The organism is Jannaschia formosa, from assembly GCF_003340555.1.
Taxonomy (GTDB): domain Bacteria; phylum Pseudomonadota; class Alphaproteobacteria; order Rhodobacterales; family Rhodobacteraceae; genus Jannaschia; species Jannaschia formosa.
In genome coordinates this window covers 200,955-225,057 of record NZ_QPLJ01000005.1, presented here as the reverse complement: position 1 = coordinate 225,057, position 24,103 = coordinate 200,955, and the positions used below count along the sequence as shown (strand labels likewise).

Below are 24,103 nucleotides of genomic sequence, written 5' to 3'. Positions count from 1 at the left end.
GCTACAACGGCGTGCGGCAGCGCCTCAGTGTGAGCAGAAGCGCACAGATGCGGAGTTCTGCCGCGATGTGCCATGAGGCGTCGCCGCTCAGCGTTCTGATGGAGTGAGGCGTCCTATCAGCTCCGAGCCATCGACGGACAGATTCCAGACTCTTGGAGGACCGGACAGGTCTGGGGCCGCCTGAACAATGACGCGCTGGCCCGATGAACGGCACCCGGAGTCGCGGCCCCCGACAGGGGACGGCGTGAGGGCCACCATTAGAACAGCAGCACGTAGGCTGGCCCGAGCGCCGAGCCGCGCTCGAGGATCGCGAGGCGCTCGCCGTTGATCTGCAAGCTCCCGTTCCCCCGCGAATAGGAGACGCCGCCGCTTGCGAAAATCTCGAACGCCTCCTCCTGCGCGAGCGGGCGCGGGTTGCGGCCGATATCTATCCCGAAGAAGCCATCATCAATGGCAAGACGGTCTCCCGCCTCGAGATCCATGATCCTCATCGTGCCCGGCGTGTTCAAAAGAACGAAGGCGTCGGCGCCGTCGTTCCCGGTGGCCGCATCGAGACCGCCGCCGCCGACCATTGGGTTGCCGCCATTGCTGCCGATGAAGCGCGTGTTGACGCCGTCGCCGATTGCGTCGTTATCGCCGCCCAGAAGCCGGACGACCTCAATTTCGGCGTCGCGCAGCGTCACGGTACGGTCGGCAAAGATGCTGGCCTCGCCTGCGCCCTCGGCCTCGACAAGGATGTCACGCCCGTCGTCCAGCCGGTAGATATCGTTCCCGCATCCGCCGATCAGCCTGTCATTGCCTGCACCGCCGCTCAGATCGTCATTGCCATCGAGGCCTTCGATCGTGTCGTTGCCCGCCCTGCCCTCGATCACGACGTCGAGCGGCGTTCCGGCGATTCCGTCGTCGCCATCACTGCCCTCGATCGGGCCGCCTCTGGCGGTTGTGCGGTCCGGCGCTGTTGCACGAGCACCCATGAGATATTGTAACTGCTAGAATGATCGCCTTCCGCGCCTCGCCGGAAAACCTCGTAATGTCAGTGAGTTGCCTTGATTTGTGCAACAACGCCACCCGAAGAGCTTCGTCATATCGTCGTAAACGAATTCCATCGCGCTTCTGCCGCCACCGACTGTCGGCTCATCGGCACTTCCATCCGCAGTTTTCTGCTTGGCTGACAGCAATGCCGATCTGGACGGACGGTGCCGAAAGCATGAAGGGAGGCTTCATGCGCCTCCCACTCAAGCGGCGACGGCGTCTTCGGACAGATCCGCAAGGACCTCTGCCGCGATCTCGAACGAGCGGACCCGCGCGCCGTGATCGTGGATCATGCCGGTCACCATCAGTTCATCCGGCTGGAAGGTGTCGATGAGCGTCCGGAACCGCTGTCTGACCGTTGCGGCCGAGCCGGTCGCGGAACAGGACAGCGCCTGCTCCACCCCCGCCATGACCGGCGGCGGGATCTCCCGCTCTACGTCGCGGGTCGGAGGCGGCAGCTTGCCGGGCCGGCCGGATCTCAGCCGCGCGAAAGCGAGAAGCTGCGAGGACCGCAGGAACGCGGCTTCGGCATCGGTCGCGGCCGCGCAGACCCCGGCCGCCATCATCACGTAGGGCTTTTCCAGCCGGTCGGACGGCCGGAACGTGCTGCGATAGACCGCCAGCGCCTGTTCCAGCATGGCCGGCGCGAAGTGCGACGCGAAGGCGTAGGGCAGCCCGAGCCAGGCGGCCAGCTGCGCACCATAGAGGCTGGAGCCCAGGATCCAGACCGGGACGTGGGTGCCCGCTCCGGGGATCGCGCGCACGGGAGCTGTGTCGGAACCGTCTCCGAAGTAGCCGATCAGTTCCTGCACGTCCTCGGGGAAGCTGTCGTCGGGCGCCATGTGACGGCGGAGCGCCCTTGCGGTGGCCATGTCGGTGCCCGGAGCCCGGCCAAGGCCCAGATCGATCCGCCCCGGAAACAGCGTCGCGAGCGTCCCGAACTGTTCCGCGACGACGAGCGGCGCATGATTGGGAAGCATGATGCCGCCGGCGCCGATCCGCATGGTCGACGTTGCCGAGGCCACATGTCCGATCACCACGGCGGTGGCCGCACTGGCGATGCCGGGCATGTTGTGATGCTCGGCCAGCCAGTAGCGGTGGTAGCCGGAGCGCTCGGCGGCCCGGGCGAGATCGACCGTCGCGGCCAGCGCGTCGGCGGCTGTCCGCCCCTCGGGTATGGGTGACAGGTCGAGAAGGGAGAATTTCTGCATGGGTGCCTCCGTGGATCACCAGCTAGTCATCCCGGGCCGCCCGGCCAAGGCCAGTCGGGTCTGCCCCGGCGTGGCAGGGCAATCACGAGGGGGCATGGCAGGTCGGACATTGCGCCGCGCCGGGGATGGACGGGGTCCGGATCGAGAAGCGGCGAAGGGCCGCAACCCGCGCGAGCACCCATCTCCGGGAGTCAGCCCGCGATGGCCATCAACAGAAAAAGGCCAAGCATCTTGATCCGGCGATCTCGCTCACAAGATCCGATGGAGGGCGGCCCTTTGCCGCGCGAGAGCCGGGTGCCTTACATGCCTTCATTCCGGCCTTTCCGCTGGGCTGCGAGGAAGGCGCTCTCCCGGTCCTACCGGCCCTCGGAGCGCTGACCTGAACTGCCCCCTGCCCTTGTCAAAGACGAACACGCGGGCAAAGCCACGACGTCTTTACGTCGCGGCCGCCTACTGGTCCGGCTCCTCCCCTCTTTGTCCATTGGCCGCGCTCGTCAGTCACAGCCTACCGAGCACCAGCTGGATCTGGTCTTCGTCGCCGGAGATGTTCGCGCCGGGCTGCGTCCAGGCGAACAGAACCCCGCCGGGCACACCCACCATCCGGGGGAAATTGAGCGAGCCGGCACCCGTATTCAAATGAAGCCGTCCTGCGGAAAGGCATCCCTCTTCGGCTGTGACGCGGCACACCATGAGGGCCTCGCCTTCTTCGGTCCACTCCACCCACGAGACGAGCGCTGTCCCGTCTTGCAGAATGATCGTGTCCACGCGCCCGATGGCATCCCCCAGATCCAGGCGGTGCGGAGGCAGAAAGCTGCGCCCGGCGTCCTGCGAGAAGGATGCCATCACCGCAGGCTCGCCATCTGGTGCCGTGAACCATGCCACGACCGCCCGCGCGCCGTGGGCGTCTATGGCAGGCCCGTTCACCGGGCAGCCCGCTATCTGCCATCCGTCCTCGTGGACATTCACCGGTTCCGACCAGCCTTCATCATCGTAGCGAACCACCGAGATATCCCGGATCTCGGTCTCCGTGCGGTCGCGATAGGCCACGAGCGCTGCGCCATCTCCGGTCAGGGCTGCCGAGGTCTGGCAGCAGGAGCAGGTCCGCGCATCGAGAGAGACGTCCTCGGAAAGGCTGCCGTCAGAGGCGAGTCTCGTCGCCCTGAGCTGCATCGAATCCGAGAAGCCCCCTTCCGGCGCGTCCGCACCACCGCTGGCATACTCCCTTGCGTCGAGCCAGATCGAGAGCATGTCGTCGCCATAGGGCAGCAGCGACACGAAGCCATGCTGCACCCCCTGGCGATCCTCGTGCGGCACGATCGGATGACCCCAGCCTTGCCCGCCGTCCTTAGATAGCGAGAGGTGCACATCGTAGGCGTAGGTCGCGCGATCGGATTGCTGCAACCAGTGCGCCGCCAGGGTGCCGTCCTCGAAGGCAGCGACCGACGGGATGTCGACCCAGTTCACGAACAGGTCGCCGGATGCGATTATGGTCCGCGCAGGTCCCCATCCAGCGCCATCGAACATGGCCATCCTGACGGCGAAACCAGCACCTTGGGGCTCGGTCCAGCTCATCAGGACACCACCGTCCTCCGTCGCGAAGAGTGCAGGTTCGCGCCCTCCCGGGCCTGCCGGCGAGGGGACGGAAACGACCGTCGCGAAGACGCCGGCGAGGGAGGCGGTCTCCGCCCGGCTCGGAGTCGCCGGGACTGCCGAAAGCAGGAGACCCGCCGCAACGCACCCCCATGTCAGTCGCCACGACGATGCTTTCACGATGGCTCCGATCCAGGTTCCGACACTCGAGGAATGCGCGGGCAACCCCAGGATTGCAACCTCGACTCCGGTCCTGCGCCTTGTCGCCGCAGACCCATCCCGGCCGCAGTGGACCTCCAGGCACAGCACAGCGAAGGTCGGCTTCAGGCGGGGAAAGACGCGCTCCGGAGCCTGGCGCCAGTCCGACGACAGGGTCGGAAGGATCTGGAAGGCGAACCGGTCAGGATGACCAACGACGATGACACGCTCTGGCACAGCGACAGGCGTGGTTGGCCATCAGCGGTCCGGACACCGTCCTCATTCTCCTTCCTTCGCTCTTGTCATGGGCCGGCCGCGCGCCCAAGTGGTAGTCGCTACGTTATTTTCTTTCGAACCTCTGTCTCGCCTGTCCGGCTCAGCTGATCGATAAAGACCAACAATGCCGGGCTGCCGCATCCTGCGGGTAGCATCGAAGACAGGAGAACACGGATATGGCCAATGGCACCGTGAAGTGGTTCAACTCCACCAAGGGCTTCGGCTTCATCGCGCCCGCGACGGGCGGCAACGATGTCTTCGTCCACATCTCTGCCGTGGAACGTGCCGGCCTGACCGACCTCGCTGACAACCAGAAGGTCACCTACGATGTGGAATCCGGCCGCGATGGTCGCGAGTCCGCGATCAACCTTCAACTTGCGTAATCGGCAACGACACGAGGCGGAGATCCTCCGCCCGGCTTCGAAGGAGCTATCGGTCCGGGCAGCGCGACCGCCCCACTGTCCCCGCGAGTGCGGGGGCCAAGGCCATGGTTGCTGGCCCTGAATGAGCGGGAGCGATCACGATGCGCAGCGTTCAAGCCGCGCAATAGGCAGCGAACGTCACCTTCTCAGAGCGGATCACATCCTTGCTGACAAAGCATATCCAAGACCTTGCATCCTGAGCTGATGGGCGACCAATGATCCAAGAACCTATCTCGACTCAGGAATCCGCCGCCGTCGCCAGAGCGCAGGCCGCACCTGCCCATCAGGACCCGCGCGCTTGGGTCGGGATTCTCGCGAATTATCGTAAGCCATCGCAACTGCGGAGCACGGTCGAGCTCCTGATCACGCTGGTCCCCTTCGTGACCTTGTGGGGTCTGGCCTGGTGGGCGTTGTCCGTTAGTCCCCTACTTGCCGTGGGGCTGGCCGTCCTCAACAGTGGCTTCCTGCTCCGGCTCTTCGCGATCCAGCATGACTGCGGCCACGGGGCGTTCTTCGAAAATCGAGCGTTGAGCGATTGGGTTGGCCGAGTACTTGGCGTCCTGACCCTGACGCCGTACGACGTCTGGCGGCGCACCCACTCGGCCCATCACGCCTCGGCCGGCAATCTCGACAAACGCGGCATGGGCGACGTCCTGACCCTGACGGTGACGGAGTATCGTGAGCGTTCGCTTTTCGGGCGACTTCGCTATCGTCTCTACCGGAACCCGCTGATCCTGTTCGTCTTCGGCCCGTCCTACCTGTTCTTACTCGAAAATCGTCTGCCGCTGGGACTGATGCGATCGGGCGGAAGATACTGGGTCAGCGCCATGGCCACGAACGCAGCGCTGGTCATGGGGCTCGGGGCGATCCTCTTCACAGGCGGTCCCGCGCCGATACTCGCGATCTTCCTGCCGACAACGATGGTCGCGGCCTCGATCGGCGTCTGGCTCTTCTACGTCCAGCACCAGTTCGAAGAGACCAGTTGGGACCACGATCCGAACTGGCAGCTTCAGGACGCTGCTCTGCACGGCAGTTCGCATTACGTGCTTCCCACTGTGCTGCAGTGGTTCACCGCAAATATCGGTGTGCATCACGTGCACCACCTGCAGAGCCGTGTTCCCTTCTACCGTCTGCCCGAGATCCTGCGCGACCACCCCCGGCTGAACGAGGCACAGCGTCTCACGCTGGGGGAAAGCTTCAGATGCGTCAGGTTGCAGCTCTGGGACAGCCGCAGCCGCAGGCTCGTCTCCTTCGCAGAGGCCAGAACCCTCTGACGGAACATTACGCTGTCCACAGCGGCCGGCATGCTCGGATCGGACGTGGCACTATTGCACGGAACGTCTGGAGGCTGATCGCCCCTTGGCCCGATCGGCTCAGACGACGGTTCTGTGACGGGGATGCCGAGCGCGGTGAGGCGGTTGAGGATGGCGATGCGGACCTGGAGTTCGGCGGTCTGGCGGTCGAAGGTGAGGCATCGAGCCGCCCTCGGTCCGAGGCCGATGCCGAACGGCCATGAGCTTCTGGCCGAGCAGCTTCATGCAGGTCATCTTCGTTTGGACACAGCTTCGGCGGGGATAGCCGCTCCAGTGCCGCCAGATGGTCCGGCCGAGGCGCTTGATGGCACGCAGGGCCTCGTTCCTGCCTGCCGCCCCGGGGGCTTTCCTTCTTCCACGGCCTGGCGTTGCGCCTGGGCGGGAGCGAGCCTTGTGCGCCATCGGTTCGAGCACAAAGGCGAGCGCGTCCGCGCCCCGGCCCGCGATGGCGTCGCGGCAGCCGCGGGTGTCGTGGGCGCGGTCCATTGCCCGGCAGGGCATCGCGCAGCGATGTCCCGAGAGGGGCCTTTGACGGGGGCGATTGCTTCGGCCTTGGGGATCTGGACGAGCAGATCAGGCAACACAGGCGCATCGCCGACGTCGCTGCCGGTGATCTCGACGGCCCGGACCTTTAGGGTCGCCTCGTCCATGGCCAGATGCACCTTGCGCCAAACCCGCCTGCGCACGCCGCCATGCTTGCGCGCATGCCATTCGTCGGGGAGCGGTCCGGGGGACCGTTTCCCCGACGAACGAGCACGCTTCCATTCCGATGAGGCACGGTCCCAGCCGCTCGAAGAATGCCTGCATTTGCGCGCGCCGCAGCTGACGGCGAAGGACGACCCGCCCCTCGCCGTCGATCCCGTGCAGCTGGAAAACGCTCTTGGTCTCCCTCTCGGCAGATTTGCAGGGCAAATCGCCTGCGGGGCGGCGGATCGAGGCCGAAGGTGATAGGCCGGTCCATGGACGGCTCCCTTCGGTGGAAGGCTCAGCAGTTCCCACCCTGACACATCGCGATGCCGCAAGCGGGGCAATCCACACCGTCATTGGCGCCGTGCCGGCTCACCTGGCGAAGCGGCAGGCTGAAAAGGACCTTCACTGTCAGACATGCCTGGATGGCGGCGTCGCCATAGACCAGCTGGCCGCCGCGCTTGCCCGATGGCGCCGCCTGCCAGGGCGCCGGAGGGCCGAACCAGACAGTCAGCGATCCATGCTCACGCAGCGACGTATTGCAGGCGGACGAGATCAGGATGCGGTAGCGGGCCGGGGCAGGCTTCGTGCAACAAGGCCGGTCAAACCCATCCACCTTGCTTAGAAGGCTGAGGTCTTACCACTACACAACGCCCGCTTAGCGTCTTACGAGGTATGTGAAGTGATCTGCGAGGTCAAGCAGGTCGCCGGGCTTCGGGGAACGTGACGATGGATAAACCGCGGGCCGTCATCATCGGGGTCGGGGACGGGCTGTCGGCCGCCCTCGCGCGGGAGCTGGCGCGCGACCACGATCTGACGCTCGCCGCGCGAAGCGGTGCGAAGATGCGGGAGGTCGCCGCCGGGACCGGGGCGGAGACGGTCCTGCTCGACGCGACCGACGAGGCAGCGGTCGCGGCCCTGTTCGACGCCCTGCCCCGGCCGCCGCGGGTCGTGATCTACAATCCCTCCGCGCGGGTGCGCGGCCCGGTGGCGGAGCTTGACGTAGGGGACGTGCGGCGCGCCATCGAGGTCACGGCGGTCGGCGCGTTCCTTACGGGCAAGCACGCCGCGCGGCGGATGCTGGACGCCGAGCCGGTGGACGGCTGCCGCGGCACGATCCTCTTCACCGGCGCCTCCGCCGGCGTGAAGGGCTTCCCCCGTTCGGCGCCTTTCGCCATGGGCAAGTTCGCGCAGCGCGGCCTGGCCGAGAGCATGGCGCGCGAGCTGCACCCCGAAGGCATCCACGTCGCCTGGGTCAATATCGACGGCGCCATCCTGAACCCGGGGCGCGTCGAGCCCGGGGACCGGCCCGGCTCCATGCTGCGGCCCGACGCCATCGCCCGCACCTATCGGCACCTGATCGAACAGGACCGCAGCGCCTGGACGCACGAGATCGCGGTGCGCCCCTGGGTCGAGACCTTCTGACGGGGCATGGCGGAGCCCTCCTCCCAACTCGCGGTCTTCCGGAACCCGGCCTTCCGCAACCTCTGGTTCGCGACGCTCGCCTCGAACTTCGGCGGCATCGTCCAGGCCGTCGGCGCGGCCTGGCTGATGACCTCGCTGACCTCGTCCGAGAGCATGGTGGCGCTGGTCCAGTCCTCGGTCACGCTGCCGATCATGATCTTCTCGCTGACGGCAGGCGTCTTCGCCGACAATTTCGACCGCCGGCAGATCATGCTCTGGGCGCAGGCCTTCATGTGCGCGGCCTCCGTCGGCCTCGCCTTCCTCGCCTACGAGGGGTGGCTCACACCCTGGCTGCTTCTGTCCTTCACCTTCCTGATCGGCTGCGGCACGGCGCTCAACAACCCGTCCTGGCAGGCGACGGTCGGCGACCTCGTGACCAAGGCGGAGCTGCCCAGTGCCGTCTCGGTCAACTCGATGGGCTTCAACATGATGCGCAGCGTCGGGCCCGCGGCGGGCGGCGCCATCGTCGCCGTCTTCGGGGCCGCGGCCGCCTTCGCCGTGAATGCTGCGAGCTACGTCGCGATCATCGCCGCCCTGCTGGCCTGGAAGCCCAAACCAAAGGCCAGCCGGCTGCCGCGGGAGCAGTTCGGCAGCGCCTTCGCCGCCGGGCTGCGCTACGTCGCGCTGTCGCCCAACCTGATCCGCACGATCCTGCGGGCGTTCCTCTTCGGGGTCTCGGCGATCGCCCTGCAGGCCCTGCTGCCGGTGATCGTCCGCGACACGCTCGGCGGCACCTCGCTCACCTACGGTCTGCTGCTCGGCGCCTTCGGCGTCGGCGCCGTCACCGGCGCGATGGCGAGCCAGCGCCTGCGGCAGCGGTTCGAGAACGAGGCCATCATCCGCATCGCCTTCGGCGGCTATGCGATCTGCTACCTGGCCCTGGCGCTCGCCCCGCCGGTCGTCGTCGCGGGGGCTGTCCTGTTCCTCGCCGGATCGGCTTGGGTCCTCGCGCTGTCGCTGCTGAACACCACGATCCAGCTCTCGACGCCCCGCTGGGTCGTGGGCCGCGTCCTCGCGCTCTACCAGACCGGCACCTTCGGCGGGATGGCCGCGGGAAGCTGGATCTGGGGCGCGCTGGCCGAGGGCAGCGGCATGGCCGCAGCACTCGTCGGCGCGGGCCTCGCGATGGGGGTCGGGCTTGCCTTCGGCACGGTCGCGCCGCTGCCCGGCCGGGCGGAGATGCGCCTCGACCCGGCCAACAGGTTCGTCGAGCCGACGCTCCTGCTCGACATCCAGCCGCGCAGCGGACCGATCATGGTCATGGTCGACTTCACCATCGACGAGGCCGACGTGCCGCGCTTCCTCGACCTGATGGCCGAACGCCGCCGCATCCGCATCCGCGACGGCGCCGGCCACTGGACCCTGCTGCGCGACATGGAGAACCCCGACATCTGGAGCGAAAGCTACCACGTCCCGACCTGGGTCGAATACATCCGCCACCACGAGCGCCGCACCGAGGAGGATGTCGAGAACTTCGAGAAGCTCCGCGCCCTGCACCGCGGCCCCCACCCGATCCGCGTCCACCGCATGATCGAACGACACACGGTCTGGGAGTTGCGCACCACCCCCGGTCGGCGGCGGGAGGCGAAGTGAGACGGCGGTGACGTCGCTTCCGCCCTCGGCATGACTCCGGGCCGCTCTGGACCGCAGGGGGAGACCCGGGGACCAACCGCCAGGCTCACTGGACTCTTCGTGGTCACAGGATACGGAGCAAGACGCGCGCGCGCCCTCGTCGCCGGCTCGCTGGCAGCCCCATGCCGCGAGTCGGCTTCTCCGCAGCAGTCCTCCGGGTCAGCAAGCCCCATCGCGCGGCACCTCGACGTCCGGAACGCCGCCCTGACTGCCGTCCGTCACAGTATGCCAAGGCGCCGTGTCCAGCCTGAAACGGCCCGTATCGCGGCGCCCGCATTCGCCCTCCAGCCTCACGATGAGCATGGACGGGAGTCCGCAAATCGACCTACGTGGAGCCATGACGCACGCCACCTCCTCCGCCCCGTCCACGGACCGCATCCTCGCCGGTGTCGCCCTGATGCTGGGGTTCTGCCTGACCGCGCCCCTGCTCGACGTGGCGGCCAAGCTGGCTTCGGACACCGTCCCGGTCGGACAGATCACGGCCGCGCGCTTCATCGTGCAATGCGTGCTGATGGCGCCGGTCATCTGGGTCATGGGCCTGTCGATGCGGGTCCCGCGCGGGCATTGGGTGGCCCTGGTGTTCCGCGCGGTCCTCCTGCTGGTCGCCACCTTCTGCTTCATCGCGGCGATCAGCGTGATGCCCTTGGCGGACGCGCTCGCGATCGTGTTCGTGGCCCCGTTCATCGTGCTGCTGGTGGGCAAGTTCTACATGGGCGAGGATGTCGGCCCCCGCCGCGTCGGGGCCGCCGCCGTGGGGTTCCTGGGTGTCCTGTTCGTGATCCAGCCCAGTTTCGCGGCCTTCGGCGTCGTGGCGCTGTTCCCGATCGGCACGGCCGTGGCCTTCGCGTTCTACGTTCTCGTGACGCGCGGGCTGTCGCGCCAGGTTCATCCCGTGACGCTGCAATTCCACACCGGCCTGATCGCCAGCCTGTTCTGCCTGCCGGTGATGATCCTCGCCGAAGGGTCGGGCGTCGCCTCGCTCGATCCGGTCTGGCCCGAGGGCGTTGCATGGCTCTGGCTGCTGGGCGTGGGGTTCTTCGCCGCGCTCAGCCACATGATGATGACCTACGCACTGTCCCTGGCTCCCTCCGCCACTCTGGCCCCGCTGCAATACCTGGAGTTGCCGGTGGCGACCTTGCTGGGCTATCTGGTGTTCCGGGACTTCCCCAACACGCTGACCCTGATCGGCATTGCCATCATCATCGGCGCGGGGATGTACATGATCCACCGTGAGAGGGTCACCGCCAGACAGCTGGTGACCGAGCGCGCCGCCCCGCCGATCTAGGCCGGCAGGAGCCGGACCTGCCTCGCTTGCGCGGAACGGTTTCGTGTCAGATCCGATGGTGAGACCGCCCCGGTCCGCATCTGGTGCTCGGCAGCACAGCAAGGCAGGGGCTGCGGCCGCGCGCCCGATTGGCCGGATCGCGCCCCGCCGCTAGAATCGCTCCGTCTTCCGCCCGGGACAGGAGCCCGCCCCATGACGATGCCGCGCCCGCTGACGCTGCTGATCGGCTTCGCGCTGCTGACGGCGCTGCCCTTCGCGCTGGTCTCGGCCCTGCAGGGGATCGACGGGCTGGACATGGCGCAGGCCGAGCCGACCCGCTTCCTGCACCCGGAGGACGGCGCCGCGAGCCGCGCGCTCTTCGTCCACATGATCGCCGGGGCCGCCGTCACGCTGCTGGCGCTGCTGCAGCCGGTCGCCGCAATCCGCGACCGCTGGCCTCGGGTGCACCGCGTCTCGGGGCGGATCGTGGTCTTCGGCGCGCTGCTCACCGCCGCCGGGGGCCTGACCTACATCGCCCGGCAGGGCACCATCGGCGGCGCGGGGATGAGCGCGGGCTTCGCGCTCTACGGGGTGCTGCTGGCCGGAGCGGCGATCATGACGCTACGTCATGCCGGCCGGGACATCGCGCGTCACCGCCGCTGGGGCCTGCGGCTGACATGGCTGGCGATCGGATCCTGGCTCTACCGGGTGCAATACGGGCTGTGGCATGCGGCGTCGGGGGGCGCGGGCTCAACCCCCTCTTTCGACGGGCCTTTCGACCAGGCGATGTTCGTCGGCTTCTTCCTGCCGCACCTGATCCTGCTGGAGATCTACCTGCGCCGCCGCCCGGGTCCTGCCGCCCCGCCGCAAGGGGCCATCCGACCGCCCCCGCCGAGGGAGGGGACCCGGTCGCTTCAGAAAGGTTAACTTGACCCCCGCCCTCAACTGTCGGACCACGACATGCCGCAAGATGGATCCCGCCGCACCGGGATCGCCGAGGATTACCGCCACCATGCCCGATTCCGCCACGCTCGACGAGCGCACCTTCGGCCCGCTCAGCGACAGCGTCCTGCAGATGCTGGAACAGGTGCGGCTGCCGCTCTGCGTCACCAACCCGAACATGCCCGACGACCCGATCGTCTACGTCAACCCGGCCTTCCTGGAGCTTACGGGCTACGAGGCGCAGGACGTGATGGGCCGGAACTGCCGCTTCCTGCAGGGCCCCGGGACGACGCCCGAAAGCCTTCAGGCCCTGCGCGAGAGCATCAAGGGCGACCGGGTCACCACGGTCGAGATCGTCAACTACCGCAAGGACGGAACGCGCTTCGACAACGCCCTGCAGATCGGGCCGATCATCGACGCCGAGGGCCAGCGGGTGCTGCATTTCGGGTCGCAGCTCGACGTCACCGACAAGCGCGCCGCCGAGCGCGAGGCGATCGCGCTGGAGATGCAGGAACGCACCCACCGCCTGCGCAACATCATCAACGTCATGGCCATCACCGTGCGGATGACCGCGCGCGAAGTGACCGATGTCGAGAGCTTCGCCAAGATCGTCTCCGACCGGCTGCAGCTTCTGGGCGCGGCCCATCTGAGGACCTTCGAGGACCCCGACGCGACCACGGTCTCGGATACGGTCGCGGTCATCATGAACGCCTATGCGCCCCTGGGCGAGCGGCAATACCGGCTCTCGGGGGCGAGCCTGCGGCTGCCGCCTGCGCAGATCACGCCGCTGACCCTGTCGCTGCACGAGCTGGCGACGAACGCGGTGAAATACGGCGCCTTCAGCGACAACGCCGGTCACATCGACCTGTCCTGGGAGCGGAGCGACGGCGAGCTGCGCCTGACCTGGCAGGAACGGGGCGGCCCCGAGGTCACGCCCCCCACGCGCGAGGGCGGGTCGAAGATCGTGCAGTCGGTGCTGCGCAACGCCAGGGGCAATATCACCTACGACTGGGCGCCCGAAGGGCTGACCGCGGTACTGACGCTGCCGGCCTGATCGCCGGACAACGGGCGCGCGGGCCTGTATTGAACCCGTCGCACGGCCCCGCTAGACCGCCTCGAACGTCCCGCCACCCGACCCCGCCCGGAGGCCCCATGTCGATCGACACCGAGACCGCGCGCCGCGTCGCCAAGCTGGCGCGCATCGCCGTCCCCGAGGACCGGCTTCCGGCCCTCGCCGGAGAGTTCAACGCCATCCTCGGCTTCATCGAGCAGTTGCAGGAAGTCGATGTCGAGGGGGTCGAGCCGATGGTCTCGGTCACGCCGATGCGGCTGAAGCGCCGCGAGGACGTCGTGATCGACGGCAACCAGGCGAAGGCGGTGCTGGCCAACGCGCCCGAGGCGCGCGAGGGCTTCTTCGCCGTCCCGAAGGTGGTCGAATGAGCCTGACCGACCTGACCATCGCCGAGGCCCGCGACCTGCTGCGCGCAGGCGAGACGACCGCGCTCGCCCTGACCGAAGCGCATCTGGAGGCCGTGGAGGGCGCTGGCGCGCTCAACGCCTTCGTCCACCACACGTCCGAGATCGCGCGCGAGCAGGCCAGGGCGGCCGACGAACGCATCCGCCGGGGCGACCAGCCCGACATGTGCGGCATCCCGATCGGGGTGAAGGACCTGTTCTGCACGCGCGGCGTGGCGTCGCAGGCCGGCTCGCGCATCCTCGAAGGCTTCAGGCCCGAATACGAGAGCACGATCACCGACAAGCTGTTCCGGTCGGGCGCCGTCATGCTGGGCAAGCTCAACATGGACGAGTTCGCCATGGGGTCCTCGAACGAGACCTCGACCTATGGCGACGTGGTGAACCCGTGGCGCGCAGGCAATTCCGATGCGAACCTCACGCCCGGCGGATCCTCGGGCGGCTCCGCCGCCGCCGTCTCGGCGCATCTGTGCCTCGGCGCGCTGGGCACCGATACCGGCGGCTCGATCCGCCAGCCCGCTGCCTTCACCGGCATCACCGGGATCAAGCCGACCTATGGCCGCTGCTCGCGCTGGGGGGTGGTCGCCTTCGCCTCGTCGCTCGACCAGGCCGGGCCGATGACGCGCTCGGTGCGCGACGCGGCGATCTTCCTCAAGGCGATGTCGGGCCACGACCCCAAGGATTCGACCTCCGCCGACCTGCCCGTGCCGGATTTCGAGGCGATGCTGACCGGCGACGTGCGCGGCCAGGTCATCGGCATTCCGAAGGAATACCGCATGGACGGCATGCCGGAGGAGATCGATACGCTCTGGCAACAGGGCATCGACATGCTGCGCGACGCGGGCGCCGAGATCCGCCACATCTCGCTGCCCCACACGAAATACGCGCTGCCGACCTACTACGTCATCGCCCCGGCAGAGGCGTCGTCCAACCTCGCGCGCTATGACGGCGTCCGCTTCGGCCATCGCGCGAAGCTGAGCCAGGGCGACGGCATCACCGAGATGTACGAGAAGACCCGCGCCGAGGGCTTCGGACCGGAGGTCCAGCGCCGCGTCATGGTCGGGACCTACGTCCTGTCGGCGGGCTTCTACGACGCCTACTACAACCGCGCCCGCAAGGTCCGCACCCTCATCAAGAAGGACTTCGAGGACGTCTTCGCCGACGGCATCGACGCGATCCTGACCCCGGCCACGCCGTCCAGCGCGTTCGAGCTCGGCGCAATGCAGGATGCCGACCCGATCCAGATGTATCTCAACGACGTCTTCACCGTGACCGTGAACCTCGCCGGGCTGCCCGGCATCGCGGTGCCAACGGGCCAGGACCGGCGCGGCTTGCCGATGGGGCTGCAACTGATCGGCAAGCCCTGGGAAGAGGGCGCCCTGATGAATGTCGCACAATCTCTCGAGGAGCGGGCGGGCTTCGTGGCACGTCCCGAGAAATGGTGGTAAGGACGGATCGACCAGCCGATCCAGAGGTATAGATGCGCGCGACCCATCCCCTTCTGGCCCTCGCGGCCCTGACGCTCCTCGCGGCCTGCGATCCGCCGGTGCCCGATAGCGCCGTGACCCGCGGCCCCGGCTTCGAGACGCCGGCCCAGATCGCCCAGCGGGATTCCGCGCTGCGCGGCGGCAGCCCGACCCCGTCCCAGACGATCCGCCCGCCCGAGGCGCCGCCCGGCCCCGTCGTCGTCGCGGGCGGCCCCGTCGCGCCGCAGACCGAGGCGGAGCGGCTGGCCGCCGACACCCGCGCCGCGCTCGGCGTGCCCGCGCCGCAGCCGCCGGTCTCCGGCCCCTTCACGGACACGCCGCAGGACTTCGCCACCGCGCCGTTGCCGGCACAGATCCCCGGGCCCGCGCCCTTCCCGCAAGCCTCGCCCGCTCCGAACCCGATCGAGCTCGACCGCAACAACCCTGGCATCAGCCGGGAACAGGACTTCGCCGCCGTCGCCAGCCAGCGCTCGATCGAGGCCGACGCGGCGCGCGTCAACGCCGCCCGCCAGCAATTCGAGATGATCCAGCCGCGCGAGCTGGAACGCCCCGGCGAGGTCGGTCCGAACATCGTCTCCTACGCGCTGAACCAGGCCCGCCCGGTCGGCGCCTCGGGCAGCTTCCGCCGCAGCCTGACCGCCAGCGAGCGGGCGGCGAACCGCCGTTGCGCCAACTACCGCACCCCCGACGTCGCGCAGGAGGAATTCCTGAGCGCCGGCGGACCGGAGCGGGACCGTCTCGGGCTCGACCCCGATGGCGACGGCAACGCCTGCGCCTGGGACCCGGCGGCCTTCCGCAACCTCGTCCGGAACTGACCCCGATGCGCCAGCAGGCCTCCCCGAACCAGGGGCCGCGGCGTGCCGGACATGACCGTCCCGACCTGATCGTGCTGCACTACACCGCGATGCAGGGCGGGCCGGGCCCCGCCATCAAGCGGCTCTGCGACCCGGAGACGCAGGTCTCCTGCCACTACGTTCTGGGCGAGGACGGCTCCGCCGTTCAGCTCGTCCCCGACGACCGCCGCGCCTGGCATGCGGGCGCGGGGCGCTGGGGCGCCTCCGACGACGTCAATTCCCGCTCGCTCGGGATCGAGCTGTCGAACGACGGCGCCTCCCCCTTCCCGGCAGCACAGATGGACCGGCTGGAGGCCCTGCTGCGCGACCTCATGGCCCGCCACGCGATCCCGCCGTCCCGCGTCATCGGCCATTCCGACTGCGCCCCCGGGCGCAAGATCGACCCGGGCCCCCGCTTCGACTGGCGCCGCCTCGCCCTGCGGGGACTGTCCGTCTGGCCCGCCGAGGGGACCCGCGCCGCCGACCCGGACGCCTTCCTGCGCGACCTCCGCACCGCCGGCTGGACCGCCGAAGCACCGCTCGACACGCTGGTCCATGCGCTGCGGCTGCGCTTCCGCCCCGGGTCCGAGGGGCCCCTCGAGGGACGGGACTGCGCCATTGCCGCCGACATGGCGCGGCGCTTTCCCGTTGACCAGCCGCTCGCGACGGCCTAGCCCGCCCGGCGCGGGGGGCTGGACGGCCGCGGGGGGCAACCTTCGAGGAAAGTCCGGACTCCATGGAGAGACGGTGCCGGGTAACGCCCGGGCAGGGGGCGACCCCTGACGGAAAGCGCCACAGAAAACAGACCGCCCCGATGCGTCGGGGTCAGGGTGAAACGGTGGGGTAAGAGCCCACCGGGGCGGCGGCGACGCAGCCCGCATGGCAAGCCCCACCGGGAGCAATGCCGAATAGGGATCGCGCGCGTCCTTCGGGGCGCAGGGGGTCTCCGCCCCAGCGGTCCGGGTTGGCAGCTCGAGGCCCCGAAGCGATTCGGGGTCCAGATGAATGGCCGTCGCGGCGGACATGTCCGCCGAACAGAATCCGGCTTACAGGCCCCCCGCGCTCGGCCATATCGCGCCGATCCGGGAGCAGCCGGAACTTAACACTTGTTTTGTCGGTTTACCCAATAATTCACTTGAATTGGGGGTGAAGCGGATGACGCAACTACATGATGGGGCGACGCGGCCGGCTGGCCGTACCGCGCCACTGCCCGAAGGGGCGATCAGCGCGGTGGCGCGCAGCAAGGCGCGGATCGGGCTGGTCGATCGCGACGGGCTGATCGCGACCTTCAGCTCCCGCCTCAGCCGCGATCTCGGCTTCGACGCCCCCGAGGATCTGCGCGGTCTCTGCTTCGCGAGCCTCTGGCACCCGGCCGACCGTCCCGCAGTAGAACGGGCCTTCGTCGCCGCCCTGCGCGGGCGGGCCGAAGGGGCCGATGTCGACATGGCCTATGTCCAGGGCGCGACGCAGCCGGCCCATGTCACCTTCGCCCCCGGACAGGCCGGCGGCGCCGTGCTGATGACCTTCGACTGGAACGCCCGCGACGGCGCTTGACAGCCCCCACCCAGCGGATAGAAGGCCAATTCTGATTTCTCCGGGGCCGCGCCGCTCCGGCCGACGCTCGTCCGACGCAGGAGACACCCGATGGCGAAGCCCACCACGATCAAGATCCGGCTCAATTCCTCCGCCGGGACCGGCCATTTCTACGTGACGAAGAAGAACGCCCGGACCATGACCGAGAAGATGGTGGTCCGGAAGTTCGATCCCGTCGCGCGCAAGCATGTCGAATACAAGGAAGGCAAGATTAAGTAAGCCATCGCTTACGCAGATCGCCACCAGACAGGGCCGCGCCGGGAGACCGGGCGCGGCCCTTTGCGTTTCGTCCCTCAGGCGTTCCGATGCTCCTCTCCCTCCGCCCCGCCACCCCCGCAGACCTGCCCTCGGTCGACATGCTGCTGGCCGCGTCCTACCCGCGGCTGCTGGCGGCGGACTACCCGCCTTCGGTCCTGGTGACGGCCCTGCCCCGCATCTGCCGCGCGCGGCCGGAACTGCTGGCCTCGGGCACCTATCACCTCGCCTTCGAGGGCGAGACGCTGGTGGCCTGCGGCGGCTGGACGCGGGCCCGCCCGACCGGCGGCACCGAGCCCGGCCTCGGTCATGTGCGCCACGTCGCCGCCCATCCCGACCACCTGCGCCGCGGCCATGCCCGGCGCCTGATGGAGCACTGCCTGGCCGAGGCCCGGGCGGCGGGGATGCGCGCCCTCGACTGCTTCTCGACGCGCACGGCTCGACGCGCACGGCGGAGCCGTTCTACGCCACGCTCGGCTTTCGCAGCCTCGGGCCCGTCGATGTGCCGCTCGCCCCCGGCATCACCTTCCCTTCGATCGCCATGCGGCTGGACCTCGCCTGACACGGCCTGCCGCGCCGGATGATGATGTCGCCCCGAAAGGACACTGCCGGGCCGCGCCCACTCAGGACCTTTCTGAGACGTCCCGACTCGAACCGCCCGGCGCTTCACCGCGTGTGGCCCTCGTAGCTCTCCCAGACGAGACGCGCCTGCGGACAGGCGGCGAGGAAGATCAGCGCGTCATAGACCGAGTAGAGATGCAGGTGATGCGCCCGTGTCCCGCTCCAGAGCGTGGCGGGCGTGACGCCGTAATTCCCCTCACCCACCGTGCGGGCCAAGGCGCGCTGCACCAGCTGCCGCTGCTCCGGCTTGACGTCGATGGTCAGGCGGATCGGGAACTGGCGGTCGACGACGAGATGGCGATGCGGGCGCTTGTAGCTCATGCCCGGAACAGAGCATGAACATTCAACCCTCGGCAAGGGATGCCGTCAGGCCAGCAGCCCCGGATCCGACCCCATCTCCAGCCCCGGGAAGACGAGCGTCGAGAGCAGGCGCCTGTCGACCCCATAGAGCCCGTGCAGCGCCCAGGCCGCATAGGCGCGCACGTCGCGCAGGGGCATCAGATCACGGCGGTCCAGCAGCGCCGATTCGGCCAGCCCCGGCCACTGCCCCCAGACCTGTCCGCCCGCGATGGCGCCCCCGGCGGCGATCAACGTGCCGCCGGTCCCGTGATCGGTCCCGTACGATCCGTTCTGCGCCGCCGTGCGGCCGAACTCGGTCATCGCCAGCACCGTGGTCCGGGACCAGGCCGGCCCGAGCCCGTCGCGCAGCGTCAGGATGCCGTTCGACAGCCGGCGGAGCGCGCGCAGGATCTGCCGCGGCTGCCCGCGATGCGTGTCCCAGCCCGAGATCGACAGCGCCGCGATACGCGAGTCGCCCGACAGCTGCTCGGCCGCGAAGCCGAACAGCGCCTCGACGCTGTCGCCCTCTCCGGGCTTGGCCTCGGGCCCCTTGGCCGAGAGCAGCAGCGCCTCGGCCGCGCGGTCCCGGAACAGCGGGTCGTCGTGGTAGACGTGCAGAAGAAGGTCGCGCGTCGCCGCCTCCAGCTCCAGCCGCGCGTCGGGCGCCCAGGAAGAATGGGCCGCGTCCCCGCGCAGCAGCAGCATGTCCTCGCGCCCGATGGCGAAGGCCGTGCGCCCCTCGGCGCCCGGCAACACGCCCAGCAGGCGGTTGAGCCAGCCGTCGCGACGCGACAGCGACGGAACCTCGCCCGCCGTCCCGGCCTCGAGGATGTCCTGCCCGTCGAAATGGCTGCGCCCGTCGCGATAGGGCGTGCTGACGGCCTGGGCGAAGCCCAGCTCTCCCGCCCGCCAGAGCGGCAGCAGGTCCGCAAGCTCCGGATGGAGCGCGTGGAAGCCGGTCAGGTCATGCGCCCCGGCCGCAGGGCCGATGGCAAAGTCCGGGCGCAGCAGGGCCAGCCCCGGGTCGCCATAGGGCTGCAGCACGTCCAGCCCGTCCATGCCGCCACGCAGGATGACGACCACCAGCCGGTGGTCCGACGGCAGGGCCGCGAAGGCCATCGGGGTCACCAGCGGCGAGGCGGCCAGCGAACAGGCCGCGGTCTGGAGGAAACGGCGCCGATCGAGCATGGTCATCTCCTGTGGAATTCCGGCGCCGAGAGGATCAGGCCGATCCCGTCCGCCCGGCTCTCGGCGGCCCGGGCGGCGAAGCGCGTCCGCTCCGAGGCGAGCGGCCCGAGGGCCGTGTCGACGAAGCCGCGCGGGTCCGGCAGCGCCGGCAGCTCGCGCGGGATGCGCATCGCCCAGTCGATCCGCGCGGCCAGCGCCTGCGGCGTGATCCAGGCCTCGGCCTCCTCGGGCCAGCCGTCGGGGCCGGGCGCCATCTGCCAGCGCTGGCCCATCAACTCCAGCGGGAGCGCGATGGCGGACTGCACCTGTCCCCGCTTCAGCCCCAGCAGCACCGGCCCCGCGTCGAGCGCCCGCGTCGCGGCGGCGATGAACTCCAGCGGGCGCCGCACCTTGCGCAGCTCCGGCGCGGCCGAGGCGGGATGGTCCAGCAGCACGGCATAGACCTCGGCCAGATCGCCGTCGCTGGCGATCCAGCGCGCGGTCATGGCCTCCACAAGGTCGGCGGGCGCCTCGTCGGCCACGAAATGCCGGGCGAGCTTGCCGCTGACATGGCGGGCGGTCGAGGGATGCACTGCGAGGTCGCCGAGCACGGTGTCGATCGCCCCCGGGTCGGCCTTCGCGCCGCCATAGCTGCGGCCCAGCACGATCTCGGAACCGGGCTCGGCGAAGGCGTTGCGGAAATGCTCCGCCCCCTCCTTCGAGATCGACAGCCCCGTGAGCAGCTCCGCCAGCTCGGTCACGTCGGCCTGCGTGTAAGGTCCGCCCGCGCCCAGCGTGTGCAGCTCCAGCACCTCCCGCGCGAGGTTCTCGTTCAGGCCCGCCCCCTTCTGGCCACGCCGCGAATTGGGCCCGACCGAATAGCGCTGGTCGAGATAGTCGACCATCGCCGGATGCGTCACCGCCGCGCGAAGCAGGTCGGCGAAGCGGCCCGCGACATGCGGCCGGATCGCGTCCTCGTGGTAGCCCGAGACCGAGAGCCGCCGGAACCCGCCCCCGTCCGGCACGGTGAAGTGGTCGGCCCAGAACCAGTGCAGCCGCTCGCGAAAACCATCTTCGGTCGTCGCGGCCCGCGCCAGCACGGCGGCGAGCGTTGCGTGGAACACGTCCCGCATCTCGCCGTAATGCGCCCGGAAGGCCTGCAACTGCGCCTCGCCCTCGTTGCGCTTCCGCCGCAGCGGCCCCCAGGCGATGCTGCGCGCGACGGTGACTTCCCAGCCCTCCAGCGGGATCTCGGCGGCAACCGTGTCGGGCCCGAGAAGACGGTCCAGAACCTCCGCCCCGTCGCGCGGGGGCGCGATCCGGGGCGACAGTCCGGTGCCGAAACGCACGGCGGCAAGGGTCGGGGTCAGGCGCATGGGAGGGGGCCTCGGCGGCAATCTCACGGCGCCACAGATAAGGGCTCCTCCGCCCGGCTCAAAGGGCCTGGGCACGGGATGAGCGGAAAACGCGCAGCCCGGAAAAAGGACGGGCCGGACGCGATGGCCCGGCCCGTCTGGGGTGGTTCAGGAGCGGCGGAACCGCTTGAACAGTTTCCAGATCGCGAAGTACTTGATGAGCTTGCGCATGACGGCCTCCGGGTTCGTTTGCAGGTATCCTCAAACGCAAACCCGGGCCCGAAAGTTCACCTCAGTCCTTCGGGACCAGCCGCAACCCCAGCTCCATCAGCTGCCCCGGCATCGGCTCGGAGGGGGCGCCCATCATCAGGTCCTCGGCGCGCTGGTTCATCGGGAACAGCATGACCTCACGGATATTCGCCTCGTCGGCCAGCAGCATCACGATCCGGTCGATCCCCGCAGCGCAGCCGCCATGCGGGGGCGCGCCGTACTGGAACGCCTTGACCATGCCGCCGAAGCGCTTGCGCACCTCTTCCTCGCCATAGCCCGCCAGTTCGAAGGCGCGGAACATGATCTCGGGCTTGTGGTTCCGGATCGCGCCCGAGACGAGTTCATAGCCGTTGCAGGCGAGGTCGTACTGGAAGCCCAGCACCTTCAGCGGATCGCCCTCCAGCGCCTCCATGCCCCCTTGCGGCATCGAGAAGGGGTTGTGGCTGAAGTCGATCTTCCCCTCGTCGTCGGTCTCGTACATCGGGAAGTCGACGATCCAGGCGAAGGCGAAGCGGTTCTCGTCGGTCAGGCCAAGCTCGCTGCCGATGACGGTGCGCGCGCGGCCCGCCACGGGTTCGAACTCCGCGGGCTTGCCGCCGAGGAAGAAGGCCGCGTCGCCCACGCCGAGGCCAAGCTGCTGGCGGATCGCCTCGGTCCGCTCCGGCCCGATGTTCTTGGCCAGCGGGCCGGCGGCCTCCATCCCCTCGGCGCTCTCGCGCCAGAAGATGTACCCCATCCCCGGCAGCCCCTGCTCCTGCGCGAACTTGTTCATCCGGTCGCAGAACTTGCGCGACCCGCCGGTCGGCGCGGGGATGGCGCGGATCTCGGTCCCCTCCTTCTCCAGCAGCGAGGCGAAGATGGCGAAGCCCGATCCGGCGAAATGCTCCGACACGACCTGCATCTCGATCGGGTTGCGCAGGTCGGGCTTGTCGGTCCCGTATTTCAGCGCGGCGTCGGCATAGCTGATCTGCGGCCACTCGGCATCGACGGGACGGCCGCCCCCGAACTCCTCGAAGATGCCCTGGATCACCGGCTGGATCGTGGCGAAGACGTCCTGCTGGGTGACGAAGCTCATCTCCATGTCGAGCTGGTAGAAATCGGTGGGCGAGCGGTCGGCGCGCGGGTCCTCGTCGCGGAAGCAGGGCGCGATCTGGAAATACTTGTCGAAGCCCGAAACCATCAGCAGCTGCTTGAACTGCTGCGGCGCCTGCGGCAGCGCATAGAGCTTGCCGGGATGCAGCCTGCTCGGGATCACGAAGTCCCGCGCGCCCTCGGGCGAGGAGGCGGTGATGATCGGCGTCTGGAACTCGTTGAAGCCCTTGGCCCACATCCGCTCCCGGATCGACTTCACCACGTTCGAGCGCAGCACCATGTTGCGCTGCATCGACTCGCGCCGCAGGTCGAGGAAGCGGTAGCGCAGCCGCGTCTCCTCGGGGTAGTCCTGATCGCCGAAGACCTGCAGCGGCAGTTCGGAGGCGGCGCCCAGCACCTCCAGGTCGCGGACGAAGACCTCGATCTCGCCCGTGGGGATCTTGGGGTTCACCAGTTCCGGGTCGCGGGCCTTCACGGTGCCGTCGATGCGGATGCACCATTCGGACCGCACCTTCTCCATCTGCGGGAAGACCGGGCTGTCCGGGTCGCACAGAAGCTGCGTCATCCCGTAATGGTCGCGCAGGTCCACGAACAGGATGCCGCCATGGTCGCGGATGCGATGGACCCAGCCCGCCAGGCGGACGGTCTCGCCCACATCCGAGGCGCCGAGACCGGCGCAGGTATGGGTGCGGAAGGCGTGCATGGGCGTGTCTCCGGGGCGGACGAAAGGGCCGCGCCGTTCGACAGCGGGCGTCGGGCGAAGTCAACCCCGGCGCGAAGTCACTCGGCGGCCACCTTCAGGTCGCCGGAGACGACATGCGCGCCCAGCCGGTCGACGACCGGCACGTCCGCCGGAAAGGCCCGCCCGCTCGCGGCGCGGCCCGGAAAGCCGACGACCGTCAGCCCGGCCGCCAGGGCGGACCGGGCGCTTTCGGGGGTGTCCTCGATCACCAGCACGTCCTCGGGGCCGAGCCCCAGCGCATCCAGCGCGGCAAAGTAGATGTCCGGCGCGGGCTTGCCGCGCTCGACCATGGTGCGGTCGCCGATCCAGTCGAAATCGCCCCGCGTGACATGCGGCGCCAGCCCGTCGAGGATCACCCCGACCTGCAGCGGCGAGGTCGTGGTGCAGAAGGCGACCGGCACGCCCTGCTGGCGCGCCGCCTCGAAGGTCTCGACGACGCCCTTGCGCGGCTCCAGCCCGGCGCGGTCGACGAGGGCGGCGAAGACCTTCTCCTTGGTCTCGTGGATCGCGTCGGCGTCGACCCTGTCGCCCGCAGCCTCGGCGTAGCGCGCGATCCGGTCGCGGCCGCCGGGCGCGTGCGGCATGTTGTAGTAGCTCTCCGGCTCCCACACCCAGTCGAGGTCATGGGCGGCGAAAGCGGAATTGTAGGCGCGACGCTGCAGTTCCGACGTTTCGGCCAGGGTTCCGACGGCGCCGAACAGGATTGCGGTACGGGTCATTGCAGGATTCCCCCCCTTGCGTGCAATCGAACGACGTCTCACGACCTCGCATTTGCTAACTTAGAGTTGCAGGGTGCAACGCCAACGGGAAAACGAACCGCCGTAACCTAGATTAATGTCGATGCC

The 24,103-nt window shown here is 69.0% G+C and carries 22 protein-coding genes, 1 other RNA gene and 3 pseudogenes; 15 read left to right on the top strand and 11 right to left on the bottom strand.

Going from position 1 to position 24,103, the window contains the following annotated elements; genetic code table 11:
* Window positions 1-257: 257 nt before the first annotated feature.
* From DR046_RS24595 to DR046_RS08220, 3 genes are all read right to left on the bottom strand, one after another.
* Window positions 258-974 carry a calcium-binding protein gene (locus tag DR046_RS24595; protein ID WP_167766976.1) on the bottom strand — a complete coding sequence of 239 codons (717 nt, stop codon included), beginning with the start codon at window positions 972-974 and terminating at the stop codon, window positions 258-260.
* A gap of 261 nt (window positions 975-1,235) precedes the next feature.
* Window positions 1,236-2,243 carry an LLM class flavin-dependent oxidoreductase gene (locus DR046_RS08225; protein ID WP_115381777.1) on the bottom strand — a complete coding sequence of 336 codons (1,008 nt, stop codon included), beginning with the start codon at window positions 2,241-2,243 and terminating at the stop codon, window positions 1,236-1,238.
* Between the two features lie 498 nt (window positions 2,244-2,741).
* The gene (locus DR046_RS08220; RefSeq protein ID WP_135227276.1) at window positions 2,742-3,815 is read right to left on the bottom strand and encodes an exo-alpha-sialidase; all 1,074 of its coding nucleotides are present in this window, start codon (window positions 3,813-3,815) and stop codon (window positions 2,742-2,744) included.
* Window positions 3,816-4,483: 668 nt separating this feature from the next.
* On the opposite strand from DR046_RS08220, the gene DR046_RS08215 reads away from it, so the two are divergent.
* Complete coding sequence (locus DR046_RS08215; protein ID WP_115381773.1) at window positions 4,484-4,690, top strand: cold-shock protein; 207 nt, start codon at window positions 4,484-4,486, stop codon at window positions 4,688-4,690.
* A gap of 254 nt (window positions 4,691-4,944) precedes the next feature.
* Complete coding sequence (locus DR046_RS08210) at window positions 4,945-6,003, top strand: fatty acid desaturase (protein ID WP_115381771.1); 1,059 nt, start codon at window positions 4,945-4,947, stop codon at window positions 6,001-6,003.
* Between the two features lie 110 nt (window positions 6,004-6,113).
* Here the strand turns inward: DR046_RS08210 and DR046_RS08205 are convergent.
* From DR046_RS08205 to DR046_RS25015, 3 pseudogenes are all read right to left on the bottom strand, one after another.
* A pseudogene (locus DR046_RS08205) lies at window positions 6,114-6,755 on the bottom strand (transposase); the annotation flags it as partial.
* Between the two features lie 37 nt (window positions 6,756-6,792).
* Window positions 6,793-6,954: pseudogene (locus DR046_RS23960) on the bottom strand (IS110 family transposase); the annotation flags it as partial.
* 147 nt (window positions 6,955-7,101) lie between these two features.
* A pseudogene (locus tag DR046_RS25015) lies at window positions 7,102-7,291 on the bottom strand (transposase); the annotation flags it as partial.
* Between the two features lie 167 nt (window positions 7,292-7,458).
* Between DR046_RS25015 and DR046_RS08195 the strand changes: the two are divergent.
* The 13 genes from DR046_RS08195 to DR046_RS08135 all read left to right on the top strand — a co-directional run bounded on the left by DR046_RS08195 (window position 7,459) and on the right by DR046_RS08135 (window position 18,256).
* Entirely contained in the window at window positions 7,459-8,154 is a 696-nt protein-coding gene (locus DR046_RS08195) for an SDR family NAD(P)-dependent oxidoreductase (RefSeq protein ID WP_115381767.1), read from the top strand.
* 6 nt (window positions 8,155-8,160) lie between these two features.
* On the top strand, window positions 8,161-9,786 hold the full coding sequence (locus DR046_RS08190; RefSeq protein WP_115381765.1) for an MFS transporter: 1,626 nt from the start codon (window positions 8,161-8,163) through the stop codon (window positions 9,784-9,786).
* 376 nt (window positions 9,787-10,162) lie between these two features.
* Window positions 10,163-11,110, top strand: a complete 948-nt coding sequence (locus DR046_RS08185; protein WP_115381763.1) for a DMT family transporter — start codon at window positions 10,163-10,165, stop codon at window positions 11,108-11,110.
* Between the two features lie 192 nt (window positions 11,111-11,302).
* Complete coding sequence (locus DR046_RS08180; RefSeq protein ID WP_115381761.1) at window positions 11,303-12,016, top strand: DUF2306 domain-containing protein; 714 nt, start codon at window positions 11,303-11,305, stop codon at window positions 12,014-12,016.
* A gap of 85 nt (window positions 12,017-12,101) precedes the next feature.
* Window positions 12,102-13,085: a PAS domain-containing protein gene (locus tag DR046_RS08175; RefSeq protein WP_115381759.1), complete on the top strand. Its 984-nt coding sequence runs from the start codon at window positions 12,102-12,104 to the stop codon at window positions 13,083-13,085.
* Between the two features lie 98 nt (window positions 13,086-13,183).
* Entirely contained in the window at window positions 13,184-13,471 is a 288-nt protein-coding gene (gene gatC / locus DR046_RS08170) for an Asp-tRNA(Asn)/Glu-tRNA(Gln) amidotransferase subunit GatC (RefSeq protein WP_115381757.1), read from the top strand.
* Window positions 13,468-14,952 (top strand): Asp-tRNA(Asn)/Glu-tRNA(Gln) amidotransferase subunit GatA, encoded by a 1,485-nt coding sequence (gene gatA, locus DR046_RS08165; protein ID WP_167766974.1) that lies wholly within the window; start codon window positions 13,468-13,470, stop codon window positions 14,950-14,952. The genes gatC and gatA overlap by 4 nt, the downstream gene beginning before the upstream one ends.
* Window positions 14,953-14,984: 32 nt before the next feature.
* Window positions 14,985-15,806, top strand: a complete 822-nt coding sequence (locus DR046_RS08160) for a hypothetical protein (protein WP_115381755.1) — start codon at window positions 14,985-14,987, stop codon at window positions 15,804-15,806.
* 5 nt (window positions 15,807-15,811) lie between these two features.
* The gene (locus DR046_RS08155) at window positions 15,812-16,498 is read left to right on the top strand and encodes an N-acetylmuramoyl-L-alanine amidase (protein ID WP_115381753.1); all 687 of its coding nucleotides are present in this window, start codon (window positions 15,812-15,814) and stop codon (window positions 16,496-16,498) included.
* 10 nt (window positions 16,499-16,508) lie between these two features.
* An RNA gene (rnpB, locus tag DR046_RS08150) (RNase P RNA component class A) lies at window positions 16,509-16,889 on the top strand.
* A 165-nt stretch (window positions 16,890-17,054) separates the two neighbouring features.
* Window positions 17,055-17,378 carry a PAS domain-containing protein gene (locus DR046_RS08145; RefSeq protein WP_115381751.1) on the top strand — a complete coding sequence of 108 codons (324 nt, stop codon included), beginning with the start codon at window positions 17,055-17,057 and terminating at the stop codon, window positions 17,376-17,378.
* Window positions 17,379-17,468: 90 nt separating this feature from the next.
* On the top strand, window positions 17,469-17,636 hold the full coding sequence (rpmG, locus tag DR046_RS08140; RefSeq protein ID WP_055661766.1) for a 50S ribosomal protein L33: 168 nt from the start codon (window positions 17,469-17,471) through the stop codon (window positions 17,634-17,636).
* Window positions 17,637-17,722: 86 nt separating this feature from the next.
* On the top strand, window positions 17,723-18,256 hold the full coding sequence (locus DR046_RS08135; protein WP_245190861.1) for a GNAT family N-acetyltransferase: 534 nt from the start codon (window positions 17,723-17,725) through the stop codon (window positions 18,254-18,256).
* Between the two features lie 82 nt (window positions 18,257-18,338).
* Here the strand turns inward: DR046_RS08135 and DR046_RS08130 are convergent, their stop codons facing one another.
* The 5 genes from DR046_RS08130 to DR046_RS08110 all read right to left on the bottom strand — a co-directional run bounded on the left by DR046_RS08130 (window position 18,339) and on the right by DR046_RS08110 (window position 23,977).
* On the bottom strand, window positions 18,339-18,614 hold the full coding sequence (locus tag DR046_RS08130) for a hypothetical protein (RefSeq protein WP_115381749.1): 276 nt from the start codon (window positions 18,612-18,614) through the stop codon (window positions 18,339-18,341).
* Window positions 18,615-18,659: 45 nt separating this feature from the next.
* Window positions 18,660-19,826 (bottom strand): DUF1501 domain-containing protein, encoded by a 1,167-nt coding sequence (locus DR046_RS08125; protein ID WP_115381747.1) that lies wholly within the window; start codon window positions 19,824-19,826, stop codon window positions 18,660-18,662.
* Entirely contained in the window at window positions 19,823-21,175 is a 1,353-nt protein-coding gene (locus DR046_RS08120; RefSeq protein ID WP_115381745.1) for a DUF1800 domain-containing protein, read from the bottom strand. Before DR046_RS08120 ends, DR046_RS08125 begins: the two co-directional genes overlap by 4 nt.
* Before the next feature lie 271 nt (window positions 21,176-21,446).
* Window positions 21,447-23,219, bottom strand: coding sequence for an aspartate--tRNA ligase (gene aspS / locus DR046_RS08115; RefSeq protein WP_115381743.1), 1,773 nt, complete (start codon window positions 23,217-23,219; stop codon window positions 21,447-21,449).
* 77 nt (window positions 23,220-23,296) lie between these two features.
* A complete protein-coding gene (locus DR046_RS08110; RefSeq protein WP_115381741.1) occupies window positions 23,297-23,977 on the bottom strand; it encodes an HAD family hydrolase in 681 nt (226 codons plus the stop codon).
* Window positions 23,978-24,103: the final 126 nt, after the last annotated feature.

Coding starts and splice junctions, on each gene's coding strand:
- DR046_RS08175 (WP_115381759.1), top strand. CDS start 12,102: ATGCCCGATTCCGCCACGCTCGACGAGCGCACCTTCGGCCCGCTCAGC.
- DR046_RS08110 (WP_115381741.1), bottom strand. CDS start 23,977: ATGACCCGTACCGCAATCCTGTTCGGCGCCGTCGGAACCCTGGCCGAA.
- DR046_RS08120 (WP_115381745.1), bottom strand. CDS start 21,175: ATGCGCCTGACCCCGACCCTTGCCGCCGTGCGTTTCGGCACCGGACTG.
- DR046_RS08130 (WP_115381749.1), bottom strand. CDS start 18,614: ATGAGCTACAAGCGCCCGCATCGCCATCTCGTCGTCGACCGCCAGTTC.
- DR046_RS08225 (WP_115381777.1), bottom strand. CDS start 2,243: ATGCAGAAATTCTCCCTTCTCGACCTGTCACCCATACCCGAGGGGCGG.
- DR046_RS08180 (WP_115381761.1), top strand. CDS start 11,303: ATGACGATGCCGCGCCCGCTGACGCTGCTGATCGGCTTCGCGCTGCTG.
- DR046_RS08160 (WP_115381755.1), top strand. CDS start 14,985: ATGCGCGCGACCCATCCCCTTCTGGCCCTCGCGGCCCTGACGCTCCTC.
- DR046_RS08190 (WP_115381765.1), top strand. CDS start 8,161: ATGGCGGAGCCCTCCTCCCAACTCGCGGTCTTCCGGAACCCGGCCTTC.
- DR046_RS08215 (WP_115381773.1), top strand. CDS start 4,484: ATGGCCAATGGCACCGTGAAGTGGTTCAACTCCACCAAGGGCTTCGGC.
- DR046_RS08210 (WP_115381771.1), top strand. CDS start 4,945: ATGATCCAAGAACCTATCTCGACTCAGGAATCCGCCGCCGTCGCCAGA.
- DR046_RS08155 (WP_115381753.1), top strand. CDS start 15,812: ATGCGCCAGCAGGCCTCCCCGAACCAGGGGCCGCGGCGTGCCGGACAT.
- DR046_RS08125 (WP_115381747.1), bottom strand. CDS start 19,826: ATGACCATGCTCGATCGGCGCCGTTTCCTCCAGACCGCGGCCTGTTCG.
- DR046_RS24595 (WP_167766976.1), bottom strand. CDS start 974: ATGGGTGCTCGTGCAACAGCGCCGGACCGCACAACCGCCAGAGGCGGC.
- DR046_RS08195 (WP_115381767.1), top strand. CDS start 7,459: ATGGATAAACCGCGGGCCGTCATCATCGGGGTCGGGGACGGGCTGTCG.
- rpmG (WP_055661766.1), top strand. CDS start 17,469: ATGGCGAAGCCCACCACGATCAAGATCCGGCTCAATTCCTCCGCCGGG.
- DR046_RS08135 (WP_245190861.1), top strand. CDS start 17,723: ATGCTCCTCTCCCTCCGCCCCGCCACCCCCGCAGACCTGCCCTCGGTC.
- DR046_RS08220 (WP_135227276.1), bottom strand. CDS start 3,815: ATGAGCTGGACCGAGCCCCAAGGTGCTGGTTTCGCCGTCAGGATGGCC.
- DR046_RS08185 (WP_115381763.1), top strand. CDS start 10,163: ATGACGCACGCCACCTCCTCCGCCCCGTCCACGGACCGCATCCTCGCC.
- gatC (WP_115381757.1), top strand. CDS start 13,184: ATGTCGATCGACACCGAGACCGCGCGCCGCGTCGCCAAGCTGGCGCGC.
- gatA (WP_167766974.1), top strand. CDS start 13,468: ATGAGCCTGACCGACCTGACCATCGCCGAGGCCCGCGACCTGCTGCGC.
- aspS (WP_115381743.1), bottom strand. CDS start 23,219: ATGCACGCCTTCCGCACCCATACCTGCGCCGGTCTCGGCGCCTCGGAT.